11 protein-coding genes are annotated in these 13,458 nt (G+C 45.7%); 9 read left to right on the top strand and 2 right to left on the bottom strand.

The annotated features are described in order from the left end of the window. Positions 1–76 precede the first annotated feature (76 nt). The gene (locus AC5O63_RS09870) at positions 77–544 is read left to right on the top strand and encodes a tellurite resistance TerB family protein (protein ID WP_494504831.1); all 468 of its coding nucleotides are present in this window, start codon (positions 77–79) and stop codon (positions 542–544) included. Positions 545–678: 134 nt separating this feature from the next. After that, the gene (locus tag AC5O63_RS09865; protein ID WP_494504830.1) at positions 679–2,127 is read left to right on the top strand and encodes an AGE family epimerase/isomerase; all 1,449 of its coding nucleotides are present in this window, start codon (positions 679–681) and stop codon (positions 2,125–2,127) included. A gap of 55 nt (positions 2,128–2,182) precedes the next feature. Here AC5O63_RS09865 and AC5O63_RS09860 read toward each other — a convergent pair whose 3' ends face one another. After that, on the bottom strand, positions 2,183–2,713 hold the full coding sequence (locus AC5O63_RS09860; protein ID WP_494504829.1) for a 3'-5' exonuclease: 531 nt from the start codon (positions 2,711–2,713) through the stop codon (positions 2,183–2,185). Positions 2,714–2,801: 88 nt separating this feature from the next. Beyond that, entirely contained in the window at positions 2,802–4,331 is a 1,530-nt protein-coding gene (locus tag AC5O63_RS09855; protein WP_494504828.1) for a sensor domain-containing diguanylate cyclase, read from the bottom strand. A 322-nt stretch (positions 4,332–4,653) separates the two neighbouring features. On the opposite strand from AC5O63_RS09855, the gene AC5O63_RS09850 reads away from it, so the two are divergent. The 7 genes from AC5O63_RS09850 (at position 4,654) to AC5O63_RS09820 (ending at position 13,457) form a co-directional block, all read left to right on the top strand. Further along, on the top strand, positions 4,654–5,286 hold the full coding sequence (locus AC5O63_RS09850) for a DUF2760 domain-containing protein (RefSeq protein ID WP_494504827.1): 633 nt from the start codon (positions 4,654–4,656) through the stop codon (positions 5,284–5,286). Further along, positions 5,286–7,217, top strand: coding sequence for an Hsp70 family protein (locus tag AC5O63_RS09845; RefSeq protein ID WP_494504826.1), 1,932 nt, complete (start codon positions 5,286–5,288; stop codon positions 7,215–7,217). The genes AC5O63_RS09850 and AC5O63_RS09845 overlap by 1 nt, the downstream gene beginning before the upstream one ends. 57 nt (positions 7,218–7,274) lie before the next feature. Next, on the top strand, positions 7,275–10,082 hold the full coding sequence (locus AC5O63_RS09840) for an Hsp70 family protein (RefSeq protein ID WP_494504825.1): 2,808 nt from the start codon (positions 7,275–7,277) through the stop codon (positions 10,080–10,082). 189 nt (positions 10,083–10,271) lie between these two features. Then, positions 10,272–11,249, top strand: a complete 978-nt coding sequence (trhO, locus tag AC5O63_RS09835; protein WP_494504824.1) for an oxygen-dependent tRNA uridine(34) hydroxylase TrhO — start codon at positions 10,272–10,274, stop codon at positions 11,247–11,249. An 80-nt stretch (positions 11,250–11,329) separates the two neighbouring features. Beyond that, complete coding sequence (locus tag AC5O63_RS09830; protein ID WP_494504823.1) at positions 11,330–12,199, top strand: DMT family transporter; 870 nt, start codon at positions 11,330–11,332, stop codon at positions 12,197–12,199. 65 nt (positions 12,200–12,264) lie between these two features. Further along, positions 12,265–12,813, top strand: coding sequence for a DinB family protein (locus tag AC5O63_RS09825; protein WP_494504822.1), 549 nt, complete (start codon positions 12,265–12,267; stop codon positions 12,811–12,813). A gap of 47 nt (positions 12,814–12,860) precedes the next feature. After that, positions 12,861–13,457, top strand: coding sequence for a LysE/ArgO family amino acid transporter (locus AC5O63_RS09820; protein ID WP_494504821.1), 597 nt, complete (start codon positions 12,861–12,863; stop codon positions 13,455–13,457). Position 13,458: the final 1 nt, after the last annotated feature.

The following is a 13,458-nucleotide window of genomic DNA, read 5'->3' as shown; positions in this document are numbered from 1 at the left end:
GTTTTTGTAAAGACCCTTGAGATGTTCTCAGATAAGCACTATTTATAAAAATAGTGTTATCGCAAAGGTTTTTAATATGCTCAATTCAATCACCTCGCTTTTCAAACAGTTACTTGAAGGTCACGATTTAGGCCATAACACCCAGCCTGATGTTAATCTTGCTATCGCATGTCTGCTTTGTGAAGTCGCCGGTGCCGACCATCAAATAGAGCAGGTTGAAGTTGAAGCAAAACGTCACCTGTTAACGCGTTTACTCGATTTAGATGAAACAGCGGCTAAAACTCTATTGAGCCGTGCTGAAATACGCAGTAAAGACTCGGCTTCTCTCTACGACTTCACCTCCCAGCTTCGAGAGCTGAGCCAAGAAACCCGTTTCGCCCTCATAAAAGCAATGTGGGAAGTCGCGAATGCCGATGGCGAGATTGACCCACTTGAGGACTCCGTCATACGGAAAACAGCAGAATTGCTCTATGTCGACCACAGCGAGTTTATACGTGCCAAATTAACTGTCCTTGACGATACTGACAACAATAAAGAAACTTAACTCTCTGAAACAAAGTGTTTTTGTGCGTATTAGTCCGGCAATTTAAATCGACAAGGAACTCTGTGATTGTGTTGGCACAATGCGTAATCGTGTTTGTTTATATTGGAGCAAATTCAATATGATACTGATTAAACATGAAGCCACACAAATCAGCGCTTTTACTTACCGCGCTTGCCTTTAATTCTTACGCTAACACCCATTTACCTTCTGGACAAGATTGGATCAATCACGCCACGTTTGGCTTAGCGCCATATTGGATGATGCAAACTGCGCAAGGAGAGCCAGTAGGTAATTTTCCAACATTTCGCTGCGATGACGGCGCTCTCCTTGACGTCAATAATGTTTGCCCTGAACTAGACAGAGGTTGGATTCGCCCAAACTTCGATCGTGACTACACGCGGATGAAATCACGGCAAACTTATGCTTATGGCGTTTTGTTTCACATGAGTGGCGACCCAAAAGCATTAAAGCTCGCTAAGCAAGGGGCTTACTACTTAATTAACCATCTACAAGATAAAGAAAATGGTGGATTCATAAGCTTCACCAAACAAGGTATCCCGGGATTAAACTGGAAACAACGCACATCCCAAGACCAAGCCTATGCTTTAGTCGGCCTTGCAATGTATTACTACCTAACTCAAGACAAAAATGTTGAGCGTGTGCTGATTGAACAGCAAGCCTTTATCTTTGATAAATATCGACTAGCGGATGATCAAGGTCTGGCTTGGGTACTAGAGGATGGTGACGGAGAGAGTGCACGTCAACGAGAGTTAGTCGCTCAGCTTGACCAAATCAACGGCTATTTACTGTTAGTCGCTCCCCTACTCCCTGAACCCGCAAAGTCAAAATGGTTGGCAGATCTATCTTGGCTCACTCAGGTATTAATACGTCATTATCATTCTGAACAAGAGCAACGCTTCTATGGTGCTATTCATCATAAAGCCGTCATGATGGCCGACGCCAAACACAATGATTTCGGTCATACCATCAAAGCGTACTGGATGACTTATCTAACAGGGCAAACTCTTGGCAATACCCAATGGAAGGACTTTGGTTTCAATGGTATGAAGCAGACTTTACAACAAGCCAAAAACACACGTAATTTCAGCCCTGTTGCTTACCTTTTCGACGGACCGCTCACAGCTCATTGGCAGGGAGAAGATATCATCGCATGGCGAAGCCGACCGTATACCGATGCTTGTTCATCATGGGAATGGGCAGAGCTTGACCAAGCTGCAATGACAGTCTCTATGGTTGATAGCTCAATGAACGACGTCCTTGAGTTTACCTTACCTACATACCATGACGCTTGGGTTGATCATAAATATGGTGGTGTTGGGCTCGACCCTAAAAGTACCAAAGCGTTTCACTGGGGTAATGGCTACCATCAATTTGAACATGCTCTGATCGGCTATTTGTTCGCCCAGCAGAGTAGTCGCCAAGCGGCGCAGCTCTATTACGCAAGGCCTAAAAATAGCACATTAGCCTTCGCACCTTATTACTATCGAGGTGAAGTTAAAAAAGTGACTAGCCTATCTGGCGAGAAAATACAGCAAGTGAGTTTTGAAGATATTCGACCTTAATCGCAAGGCCCAGTGTTTATTCATCGGGCCTTGCCTTGGATAAGCAAATTGAGCGCTAGAGCATGGTCAGGGCAAGTTTGGCAAGGTTATAGGCATCAACATAACCAGAGTGCTGTCGTCCTTCCCACTCGATACCTTTGCTCTCTTGCGCTGCTTTATGGCCGATTCGTTTGTCTTTAAGACGGTTTTGAATTCGGAATAAGGTCGCCAAGTTGATAAACTCATTGAATGGGGTATCAATGCCTTTATCTAAACACTCTTGCTTTAGGACCAGATCATCTCGACCCCAAGCCGCGTATATTTTGTTTGTGCCACCAAAGTTTTTCACCATAGATTTCAGGACTTCCTCTAGTGGACGTCCCTGCTTTTCAATCTTACGTGGCGTGATTCCTGTCAACTGAGAACAAAACAGCGAGACTTCATCTTTCTCGGGTTTTACGTAGTACTGTGCCCGCTTAACGATCTCACCTTTTACAAGGTCAATCTCTGCAAGCCCTACTTCAATGATTTCGCCAGTGGTACCGACACCGTCTTCATTCCAACAGCACATTTCTAGATCGAAACAAACAACACGGTTATGGTTCATGGTTCGCCTTTGTTCAAAATAATCTGAAAGCGCAAAATTCTACAATAGAATACGTGAAAACTCGAATATCAGCACACTGACTGGCGAGTTATTCTGCAATTGAAACGCAGTTTCGACCTGCCTGCTTACTTTTGTAGAGCTGAGCATCTGACGCTTGCATAATATCTTCTTCGTTCTCTAGGCGACGAATCGCAGCGCCAATACTGAGTGAACATTGAATCATTCTTCCATCGAACTCATACTTTGAACTTGCTACTGCGCGGCCAATTCTGTCTAGGTAGTTAAACAGCTCATAGCGATCGGTGATATGAGAGATGATACAAAACTCATCGCCCCCCATACGAACAAAGACATCACTGGGCTCTAGGTGGCTCTGAACAACCCTCGCGACATGACAGAGCATTTCATCTCCCGCTACGTGTCCGTGATGGTCATTAATCAGCTTAAACTTATCCACGTCAAATCCCACTAGCGCAAAAGACTCTTGCCTGCTGACTTTATCGGTCAAATAACGACTGAACGCACGGCGGTTGTATATTCCGGTTAGCGTATCGTGATCAACTAAGAACTGGAGCTCTTCAGTACGCTCATCAAGCAACACTTCAAGATGCTCTTTGTCACGGATTAATAGCAGTACGATGTAACTCGATAGGCAGGCGATAACAATCCCGGCCATAAAAATGCCAATCAACACAAAACGGTCATTGTCCGTCACCTTCCTGTCGAGCTTGAAATCAACGATCCACTCACGATTAGGTAGAACAACACGTTTAGTAATCTCAATCCCGTTGGTCACATCCCAGTTATTACTTTCATATAAGATCGGATCGTCTTCGGCATCGAAGCCCATATCGGTTACTTTGACCAACAAGTCTTGTTCCGTCGCCGTGCGAACCACGATTGACTCAAAATACTTGGTTGAACGGATAACACCGATCACCACACCAACAAGCTCTTTCGCATTTTCCGCGCTAAACACTGGGTGATAAACCAGTAATCCTGTTTTTGCTAAACTTCTATCAAAGCCATCTTGCAGCAAACGAATCTTGTCAGAAACACTCGGCTGGCCAGTTTCGCGCATCCCATCAAGCACCAGTTGAAAACGAAGCCGCGACGAGTAATAACCGAGCGCATTGAAGTTTGCCTGATTTCGGGGGTACACATCTGAAGCTGGGTAGATGGGCTCATCATTAGGCATGATGTAACCGAGCGTTTTTGGTCCGTCTTTAGGTACTGTGTAAATCTCATAAAACGGATAGGTTCGCTTAACCTTTTGAATATGGGCTGCGACTTGATTGTGTTCGATGCGCGGCATCCATTGCAGCGCGATTAGCGTTTGGGAGGAAGAAACGATTTGATCGGCAAAAACTGGAAACCGATGCCAATCCTCTGGCTGGGTAGCATGGAAGAAATTAGCCCCAGCGCCTATGAACTGTAAATCACTCTCCACGACTTGCTGAAGGTTCTCTGCTTGTTGTTCTGCAAGTTTATCTACCAAGGAAACCGTGTATTTAAACTGGGATTGATAGACAAAATAGACAGCATATAAGGTCACCAGCAAGGTGAAAATAAACACTAAGAACGAATATAAATACTTCTTTTTAATCAACTGTTGCATAAAGCATATTTAGGAATCGACGCGATAAAATAACCGCGACATTCTAGCGTTATCCATTTAGTTACATAAAGCGTGATTGTCGATTACATATGAAACTATTCACGTTCCGTGCAGTATGCCTCTTTTTGAGTGAATAATTGCGTAAAAACCCATCACTTAAGCTTTATAACACCGGATTAAAACGCTTTTTGTAGCAGAATGGCGACTTGATTATGGTACTATCTGCCCCAATTTATCAGAACAAATAGGCTCAAACCGTCTCCTGAGCCAAAGTAGAGATTCACTTCATCTCTTCTTACACTAAAACATTAAGAGAATTGTCATGACGTTCGATTTACAAATGATCCCTCAAACGTTCGATATGCTTCACGCAGGTCTTGCTGCTTCAAGTGTATTACTTCTACTAATTGCGACTTCTCGCAAATCAAAAGTCATTGAGAAAGTGGTTGAAAAACCAGTCGAGAAAATCGTTGAAGTAGAAAAGCCCGTCGAAAAGATCGTTGAAGTAGAAAAAGTGGTCGAAGTAGAAAAAGTCATCGAAAAAGTGGTTGAAGTTGAATCAAAACTGGCAACTACCTCTACCGATTCAGCAATGCAACTGCTATCAATTATGCAGCAAGAAGCACGTCTAATCGATTTCTTGCAAGAAGACCTAACATCATTTTCTGACGAAGAAGTAGGCGCAGCGGCTCGCGTTATACACACAGGTGGTCAAAAGGTACTAAGTGACTACGTAACGCTTGAGCATATTCGTAACGAAGACGAAGAAACTCGCATCACCATTGAAGAAGGCTTCAACCCACAACAAGTTCGCCTAACGGGTAACGTAACAGGTAATGCACCGTTTAACGGCACCCTAGTTCACAAAGGTTGGAAAGCAAGCTCGATGAATCTACCAAAACTTGCAGAGAACTATGATGCGTCTGTTATTGCTCCAGCAGAGGTTGAGCTGTAATGGAACACCAGAATAACCAAGCGCAAAACTCAGAATCTAACCCACCAAGATTTAGCGTCGGTATCGACTTAGGGACCACACACTGCGTGCTGTCTTATGTCGATACTAGCATTGAAGATGCTCGCGTTGAGGTAATGTCTATTCCTCAATTAACGGCACCGGGTACAGTAGAAAACCGCAGCCAGCTCGGTTCATTTTTATACCAACCGCACGAACACGAAATGAACCCAGCGTCACGTGTTTTGCCTTGGTCATCAGAGCCAACGGCTCTTGTTGGTGCTATCGCGCGTAATTTGGGCGCTAAAACACCAATTCGTCTTATTGCCAGTGCGAAATCTTGGCTTTGTCACGGTGGCGTCAACCGACGAGATGCGTTTCTACCGGCAGGTAGTCCTGAAGAAGTCGAGAAGGTGTCACCACTGCGTGCCACTGAGCTTTACTTAGAGCACCTAAAACAAGCTTGGGATCATTCAAATCCAAACAATCCGCTTGCCGAGCAAGATGTAACCATCACTGTTCCTGCATCGTTTGACCCAGCAGCACGCGATCTGACTGCAGAAGCTGCGCGTAATGTCGGCTTTGTGCACCTAACGCTACTTGAAGAGCCACAAGCTGCACTCTACAACTGGATTGATAACAGCAACGACAAATGGCGCGATGAAGTCTCTGTTGGCGATATTGTTCTTGTTGTTGATATCGGTGGCGGTACTACCGACCTTTCTCTTGTCGAGGTGACAGAGGAAGAAGGCAACCTAACGTTGAATCGTATTGCTGTCGGTGAACATATCCTATTGGGTGGCGACAATATGGATCTTGCGTTGGCTTATCGCCTTAAGATGAAGCTTGCTCAAGAAGGCAAAGAGCTTCAGCCATGGCAAGTTCAGGCAATGACTCATGCATGTCGTGATGCTAAAGAAGCCCTACTAAACGATAGCGAGCTTCAATCGGTGCCTATCGTGGTACCGAGCCGTGGCTCTAAGCTGCTAGGTGCAACGCTTAAAACAGAGCTTACTCAGCAAGAAGTTCAACAAACTCTCGTGGATGGATTCTTCCCGAAAGTTGCTGTTAGCGAGCATCCTGTTCAGCGTAACCGTGGCGCACTGACTCAAATGGGTCTGCCATATGCACAAGACGCGGGGATTACCCGTCATATCGCCGCATTTTTAACCAAACAAGCCAACGCGCTTTCTGGTTCTGAAGCAGAGCAAGAGTACAACCCATTTGCCAATATGCCAGGCATGCCGGGTGGAGAAACAGCTCAATCTTCTGATTTCATCAAGCCGACGGCGATTTTATTTAACGGTGGTGTACTGAAGTCAACCCTGCTTGCTAATCGTCTTGAAGAAACACTCAACGAATGGTTGATTGACGCAGATAGCGAAATGGCGAAGCGCTTAACAGGCGTTGACCTAGATCTTGCAGTAGCGAGCGGTGCTTCATACTACGGCAGCGTTCGACGAGGACAAGGCGTTCGAATTCGCGGTGGTATCGCGTCTAGCTACTACGTAGGTATTGAGAGTGCTATGCCCGCCATTCCAGGTATGGCACCACCGATGGAGGCGCTGTGTGTGGCTCCATTTGGTATGGAAGAAGGCTCTAGCGCTGATGTTCCAAGCCAAGAGTTTGGACTTATCATTGGTCAGCCGGTTAACTTCCAATTCTTTGGTTCTACGGTTCGTCGTGACGACATCGCTGGTACTCACCTAGACCATTGGGCTCCTGAAGAGCTAGAAGAACTGCCTGAGATTCAAGTTACGCTGCCTGTCTCTGAAGGACGCCGTGAAGGTGAAGTGGTTCCGGTGACTCTTGCATCACGCGTCACTGAACTCGGTACTTTGTATCTTGAAGCTATCGCTGCTGACAATGGGCAGAAATGGCATGTTGAGTTTGATGTCCGTGAAGACGCAAACTCGAACTCAGAACAAGCATAACGATTAACGGCACCTCTGGGTGCCGTTGTTTTAAGTTGTCCGCAAATAAGGTTATCTATGGCATCTCCTCGATTCTTAGTCGGTATTGATTTAGGTACAACCAACACGGTTGTCGCATTCTGTGAAATCACCGATGACCTACAAAACTCTGCCGTTTCCCTATTTGAAATAGACCAGTTAATTGGCCCGGGTGAAGTCATCCGCAAGCCATTGCTGCCCTCTTTCCGTTATCACCCTGCTGCTGGCCAAGTCTCCCCATCCGACTTAACACTGCCGTGGGACAATCAACCCGTCGCTGGTGACATTAGCCAAGTGATTGTTGGCGAATGGGCACGAGAGCTCGGCGCCAAAGTGGAAGGTCGCCAAGTTTCTAGTGCTAAAAGCTGGCTCTCACACCAAGCCGTAGATCGAAGCTCTGACATATTACCTTGGGCTGGCGCAGCCGATGTCGATAAAGTCTCGCCTGTTATCGCCAGCGCAAGCTACTTAAACCACATTCGACTTGCTTGGAACTATCGCAATCCAAGCAATAAGCTTGAAGACCAAGAAGTGGTGGTAACAGTCCCTGCTTCATTCGACGAAACGGCACGCAAACTTACCCTTGAAGCCGCGCAGCTCGCAGGGTTAAACAAAATTGTGCTTCTCGAAGAGCCTCAAGCGGTTTGCTACGACTGGTATGCGCGCCACCAGCAAAGTGCAGCAGAAGAGCTAAAAGACCTACCATTAATCCTTGTATGTGATGTCGGTGGTGGTACAACCGATTTAAGTTTGATTGAAGCTAAGTTTGCTCAAGGTGAGCTCTCTTTGGATCGCATTGGTGTTGGTGATCACTTAATGCTAGGTGGTGATAACCTCGATCTTGCTTTAGCGCATCTGACTGAGCAGCGCTTCAATCAAAGTAAAAAGCTCAACGCAGCCAGCTTAACTAAGCTGATTCAGCAAACGCGAAAAGCAAAAGAAAACTTACTCTCGGCCGATGCACCTGAAGAAGTGAAGATCACTATGCTCGGCAGCGGTTCTAAATTGCTAGGCGGGACGAAGAGTATCGGTCTTTCAAAGCAAGAAGTTCATCAAATTGCTCTCGATGGATTCTTCCCATTGTCTGATTTTACAGACACGCCAGATAAAAGACGTAGTGCCGTCGTTGAGTTCGGTCTGCCGTACGTGGCTGATCCTGCGGTCAGTAAACACGTCGCAGAGTTTTTGAGCCAGCATCAGCAAGTTTCAATGGCAGCGCTCAATCAAGACGATACCAACAAGCCTGCTATCCCTGTTGGTATACTGCTCAATGGCGGTGTGTTCAATAGTGACCTCGTCACTCAGCGTGTTACTCAATTGCTTGGCAACTGGCGCGGTGACGATGTCACTGTGCTCGATAACCCACATCCGGATTGGTCAGTTGCACTTGGCGCTGTTGCCTTTAGTAAAGCTCGCCGCGGTGCACAACTTAAAATCGGTGGTGGTGCAGCACGTTCTTATTTCTTACACCTACAAGAAAAGAACAAAATGGGCAAAGCACTCTGCCTACTATCAAAAGGTACCGAGGAAGGACACGAAATTAGACTAAGCGGTCGCCGCTTCTCGTTAACTTTGGGCGAACCTGTTCGTTTTAATCTTCTAACGACGACACACGACACGCTTTCTAACAACACCGCGATTCAAAACGGCGTCATGGTTGATATTGACCCAGACCTATTCGCGCCGCTGCCACCTTACATCTCAACATTGGAAGGTGAAGGTATTGCACTGCAAGCCAACCAGAAAGAGCGTGTTGAAGTTCAGCTCGCCTGTCAGCTAACCGAAGTCGGCACGCTGAAAATGGAGTGTGTCCATGTCGAAGATGACACCAAACGTTGGGAACTAGAATTTGAAGTTCGTAACCAACAAGCAGAAGATCAAGTTGAAGAGAGCCTTCACCCTCGCCTACCCGAATGTAAAGAGCTGATATCTCGTATCTACAGTGGCAACAAGAAAAGCGCGGATTCTAAAGAAATCAAAACCCTAGCTAAAGAGCTAGAGCGAAAACTTGGCAAGCGTGATGAATGGGACTTCACCACTTTACGTCAGCTGTTTGATGCATTTGCACTCGGACGAAAGCGTCGCCGCCGCTCTGAACCACATGAAAAAAACTGGCTACGTTTAGCGGGATTCTCACTGCGTCCGGGTTTTGGCGATGCTACTGATTCTTGGCGTATAGAGCAAGTATGGGGGCTTTATCAACAGGGAATTCAGTTTAAAAACCATCAAGGTTGGACTGACTGGTGGGTATTCTGGCGTCGAATTGCCGGAGGTCTAAGTCAAGAACAGCAAGAGACTATCCTCGCCGATATTGCTAAATATTTGCACCCAGGGACGATGAAGAACCCTCAGTCAGCCAAAGCGGCTCAAGACATGGGTTATGAATCCATGGTTAGACTTGCCGCTTCACTAGAGCACCTTGAAGTGGAAGATAAGGTGCTGCTCGCTTCTTGGTGCTTAAGTAAAGCCATCAACCATAACCAGTTCGAACAAGCGCATTGGTGGGCGTTAGGTAGGCTTGCTTCACGTACTCCACTGTATGGCAGTCAGCACAGCGTGATCCCTCGAGAACAAGCAGAACAATGGCTACCTAAGTTGCTGGAACAAAACTGGCAGAAAGAACCCATGATTGCTTTTGCCGCGGTCATGATCTGTCGAAAAACAGGCGATCGTCTGTTTGATATTTCTGATGATTTTAGAAACCAAGTTCTTGCGAAGCTAAAACAAAGCAAGGTGCCAGAATCTTGGGTTAGCTTGGTAGAAGAGGTGAAAGCGCTATCAGAAAGCGAATCTAAGCGCGTGTTTGGTGATGCTTTGCCAAGTGGTTTAACTTTAGTGAATCAGTAAGACGCTTTTCACGTAGCCCTCCTAGATTGGAGGGCTTTTTCTATGTGAAGCCATCTATAAACGAACCCTTTACTCACCAGCGAATTTCAGCTCAAAGCTTAACCCTATCTTCTGTCGGTATTTGTAGCACTCACTCTTCGCTATACTCAGCGCAAACTCAAGATTGAGAAAGTGAAACTAAGGCAAGATATGACTGATTACGTAGTGTGCGCGCTCTATAAATTTGTGCAGCTTGAAAACTATACCGAACTTCAAAAACCTTTGATTGCTCTTATGGATAAGCATCGTATCCGCGGTACTTTATTGCTTGCGAGCGAGGGCATCAACGGGACAGTCGCATCGAGCAGAGAAGGTATCGATGAGCTTCTTGCATGGTTTAAACAAGACGAACGCTTAGCTGACATCGTCTATAAAGAGTCTTTCGATACTAAACAGCCATTTAATCGCAGCAAAGTTAAGCTCAAGAAAGAGATCGTAACTTTAGGCGTAGAAGGTATCGACCCACGCCATGTTGTTGGTACTTACGTTAAGCCTCAAGATTGGAATGAACTGATTTCTGATCCTGAAGTGTTTGTCGTCGATACACGTAATGACTACGAAATTGAAATTGGCACTTTCCAAAACGCGGTCAACCCTCAGACAGACACATTTCGAGAGTTTCCTGAGTACGTTGCTAAGAACATGGACCCAAGCAAGCATAAAAAGGTCGCAATGTTCTGTACTGGCGGTATTCGCTGCGAAAAATCCACCGCTTATATGAAACAGCAAGGCTTTGATGATGTTTATCACCTTGAGGGTGGTATTCTCAAATATCTAGAGGAAGTGCCAGAAGAAGAGAGCTTATGGCAAGGCGACTGCTACGTGTTTGACAATCGCGTTGCGGTTAATCATCAGCTTGAAAAAAGCGGTTATGAAATGTGTAAAGCTTGCCGCTTACCTATCACAGAAGAAGACATCAATTCAGCGCAATATGAAGAAGGTGTTAGTTGTCCAAAGTGTGCAGACAAGCATACGGATGAGCAGAAATCACGCTTCCGTGAACGCGAAAAGCAAGTTAAATTAGCCATAGAACGCGGCGAAGTTCACGTCGGTGGTGATGCGAAACAGACCATTGCTCAACGTCGACAGGAAAAACTTGATCGCAAAGCAGCACAAAGAAAAGGTTAAACTTCCGTTTCTTTGAGATTGAAGGGAGCTTTTGCTCCCTTTTTGGTATCGATTTTTGCTTTAGGAGGAAGCGTATCCTGGTGAGTTTTAGCGCAATCACATGGATGTTTGGCACTATCGTTTCATTTTGCTTGATGGCCATTGGAGCGAGAGAACTTAGTCAGCAGCTAGACACCTTTCAAATACTCTTCTTTCGCACTGTCATTGCACTAATAATCGTCAGTGTTGTGATTTTGGGAGTTAAGAGACGCGGCCTATTGCGGACCGGACGTTTCAAGCTGCATTTGGGCCGAAATCTGTTTCACTTTGCGGGGCAATACGGCTGGTTTCTAGGTATTGGCTTGTTGCCACTTGCCGAAGTGTTCGCTTTGGAGTTTACCGTTCCTTTGTGGACTCTGCTGATCGCGTGCCTCTTTTTGGGTGAGCGTCTAACCCGCAACAAACTTTGCGCTGCTTTACTGGGCTTTTGTGGTGTGTTGGTTATCGTAAAACCTGGCTTTGATATTGTTTCGCCCGCCGCTTTCATCGTACTTGCAGCGGCATTTTGCTACGCCGTCGCTCACTCCTCAACCAAGTCTTTGGCAAGTAGCGAACACCCGCTTACCATTCTGTTCTTTATGTGTGCAATCCAACTACCTATTGGTTTTTCCTTCAGTATTGTTAATTGGCACACCCCCCAGGGCATTGAATGGCTGTGGCTGTTGGTGATTGGATTTACCTCCTTGTCGGCCCATTATTGCATGACCAAAGCAATGCAGTGTGCTGAAGTCTCATTTGTTGTCACTATGGACTTTTTACGCTTGCCAATGATCGCCTTAGTCGGCGTTTTACTTTACTCTGAACCCTTCGAGATTAGTCTGGTGCTTGGCGCAGCCTTGATGCTGTTGGGTAACTTGATCGGTATTTCATCCCCCAAACCGTTGCTAAAGAGCCGCAATCAAGCCCAATAAAAAACAAAAAATAGTAGACCAAAGGATTGGTTTACGTCACTGGATTTGAGCAAGGAAAGAGACAAATGGATTTATCTGCAAATTATAGAATGCTGGCGCTCTACAACCAGCGTATGAACCAACAGTTACTTGGCATTTGTGAGCAGCTTAGCCCACAGCAGCTTAACCAAGAGACTCACTCCTTTTTTCCATCCGTGATGGCACATTGGAACCATATTTTATTTGGTGACTTAATCATGCTGCAACGTTTGGTCACCAATCAAATCCATCGATTGACTCCACAGCAAGTTGAATCGCTGCCCATTGCGAAAGCCGTAGACGATACCTTTGTAACAAACATCGAAGAATTGAAAGCGCTTCGCTCGCTCGTTGACCAGATTTACATCGACATGACGAAGGGTTTTACTACCGAGACTTGTTCAAAAACGGTGGTTTATATCACCACCGAAGGGGGAGAAATGAAGCGTAATGTCGGTGAGTTTTGCCAACATATCTTCAACCACCAAACTCACCATCGCGGTCAACTTACCGCAATACTGGCACAACTTGGCTGTGACTTTGGCTGTACCGACTTACCTGTCATAGTGCCAGAAGGCTCCAACGCATTAGCCTAACCCACAATGTCATAATTTTTCTTCGCTAAAGGACGAACAGAACGAAAATGTCTACTTATCTAGCAGGCTTCTCACTAGGTTTATCACTTATCTTAGCCATTGGCTCGCAAAACGCTTTTGTGTTGAAACAAGGGCTTAGAAATCAGCACGTGTTTGTCATATGTGCAGTATGCGCGATTTCAGATGCTATTTTAATCAGTTTTGGTGTGGCAGGATTTGGCGCGATTGTTAAACAGTACCCGCAGATAGAGAGTGTCACCCGTTTGGGAGGGGCGATTTTTCTTGCCGTTTACGCTTTTCTTAGCTTTAAATCCGCATTTACCTCTCACCATGGGATGAGTGCAAGTAACGGTAGTGACACCTCGCTGTTCAAAGCCGTTTCTATCTGTTTGGCCTTCACTTGGCTAAATCCACATGTCTACCTAGATACTGTAGTTTTACTCGGTTCGATATCAACTCAATATCAACCCAATCAGAGTCTATTTGCTTATGGCGCAATCACAGCATCGTTTGTCTTTTTCTTTTCCTTGGGCTTTGGCGCTCGATTTTTAGCCCCACTATTTAAAAAACCAAAAGCTTGGAAAGTGCTTGAGTTCTTGGTTGGGATCATCATGTCAGCAATTGCTCTGTCATTGATTTTATAGG

The organism is Vibrio sp. SCP2 (genome assembly GCF_059295395.1).
The sequence above is the reverse complement of the archived record's forward strand: the minus strand, read 5'-3'. Positions and strand labels throughout refer to the sequence as shown.

What these genes read in the sequence shown, in the direction of transcription:
- trhO (WP_494504824.1), top strand. Translation starts at nt 10,272, where the DNA reads ATGACTGATTACGTAGTGTGCGCGCTCTATAAATTTGTGCAGCTTGAA.
- AC5O63_RS09860 (WP_494504829.1), bottom strand. Translation starts at nt 2,713, where the DNA reads ATGAACCATAACCGTGTTGTTTGTTTCGATCTAGAAATGTGCTGTTGG.
- AC5O63_RS09845 (WP_494504826.1), top strand. Translation starts at nt 5,286, where the DNA reads ATGGAACACCAGAATAACCAAGCGCAAAACTCAGAATCTAACCCACCA.
- AC5O63_RS09840 (WP_494504825.1), top strand. Translation starts at nt 7,275, where the DNA reads ATGGCATCTCCTCGATTCTTAGTCGGTATTGATTTAGGTACAACCAAC.
- AC5O63_RS09820 (WP_494504821.1), top strand. Translation starts at nt 12,861, where the DNA reads ATGTCTACTTATCTAGCAGGCTTCTCACTAGGTTTATCACTTATCTTA.
- AC5O63_RS09850 (WP_494504827.1), top strand. Translation starts at nt 4,654, where the DNA reads ATGACGTTCGATTTACAAATGATCCCTCAAACGTTCGATATGCTTCAC.
- AC5O63_RS09870 (WP_494504831.1), top strand. Translation starts at nt 77, where the DNA reads ATGCTCAATTCAATCACCTCGCTTTTCAAACAGTTACTTGAAGGTCAC.
- AC5O63_RS09865 (WP_494504830.1), top strand. Translation starts at nt 679, where the DNA reads ATGAAGCCACACAAATCAGCGCTTTTACTTACCGCGCTTGCCTTTAAT.
- AC5O63_RS09825 (WP_494504822.1), top strand. Translation starts at nt 12,265, where the DNA reads ATGGATTTATCTGCAAATTATAGAATGCTGGCGCTCTACAACCAGCGT.
- AC5O63_RS09855 (WP_494504828.1), bottom strand. Translation starts at nt 4,331, where the DNA reads ATGCAACAGTTGATTAAAAAGAAGTATTTATATTCGTTCTTAGTGTTT.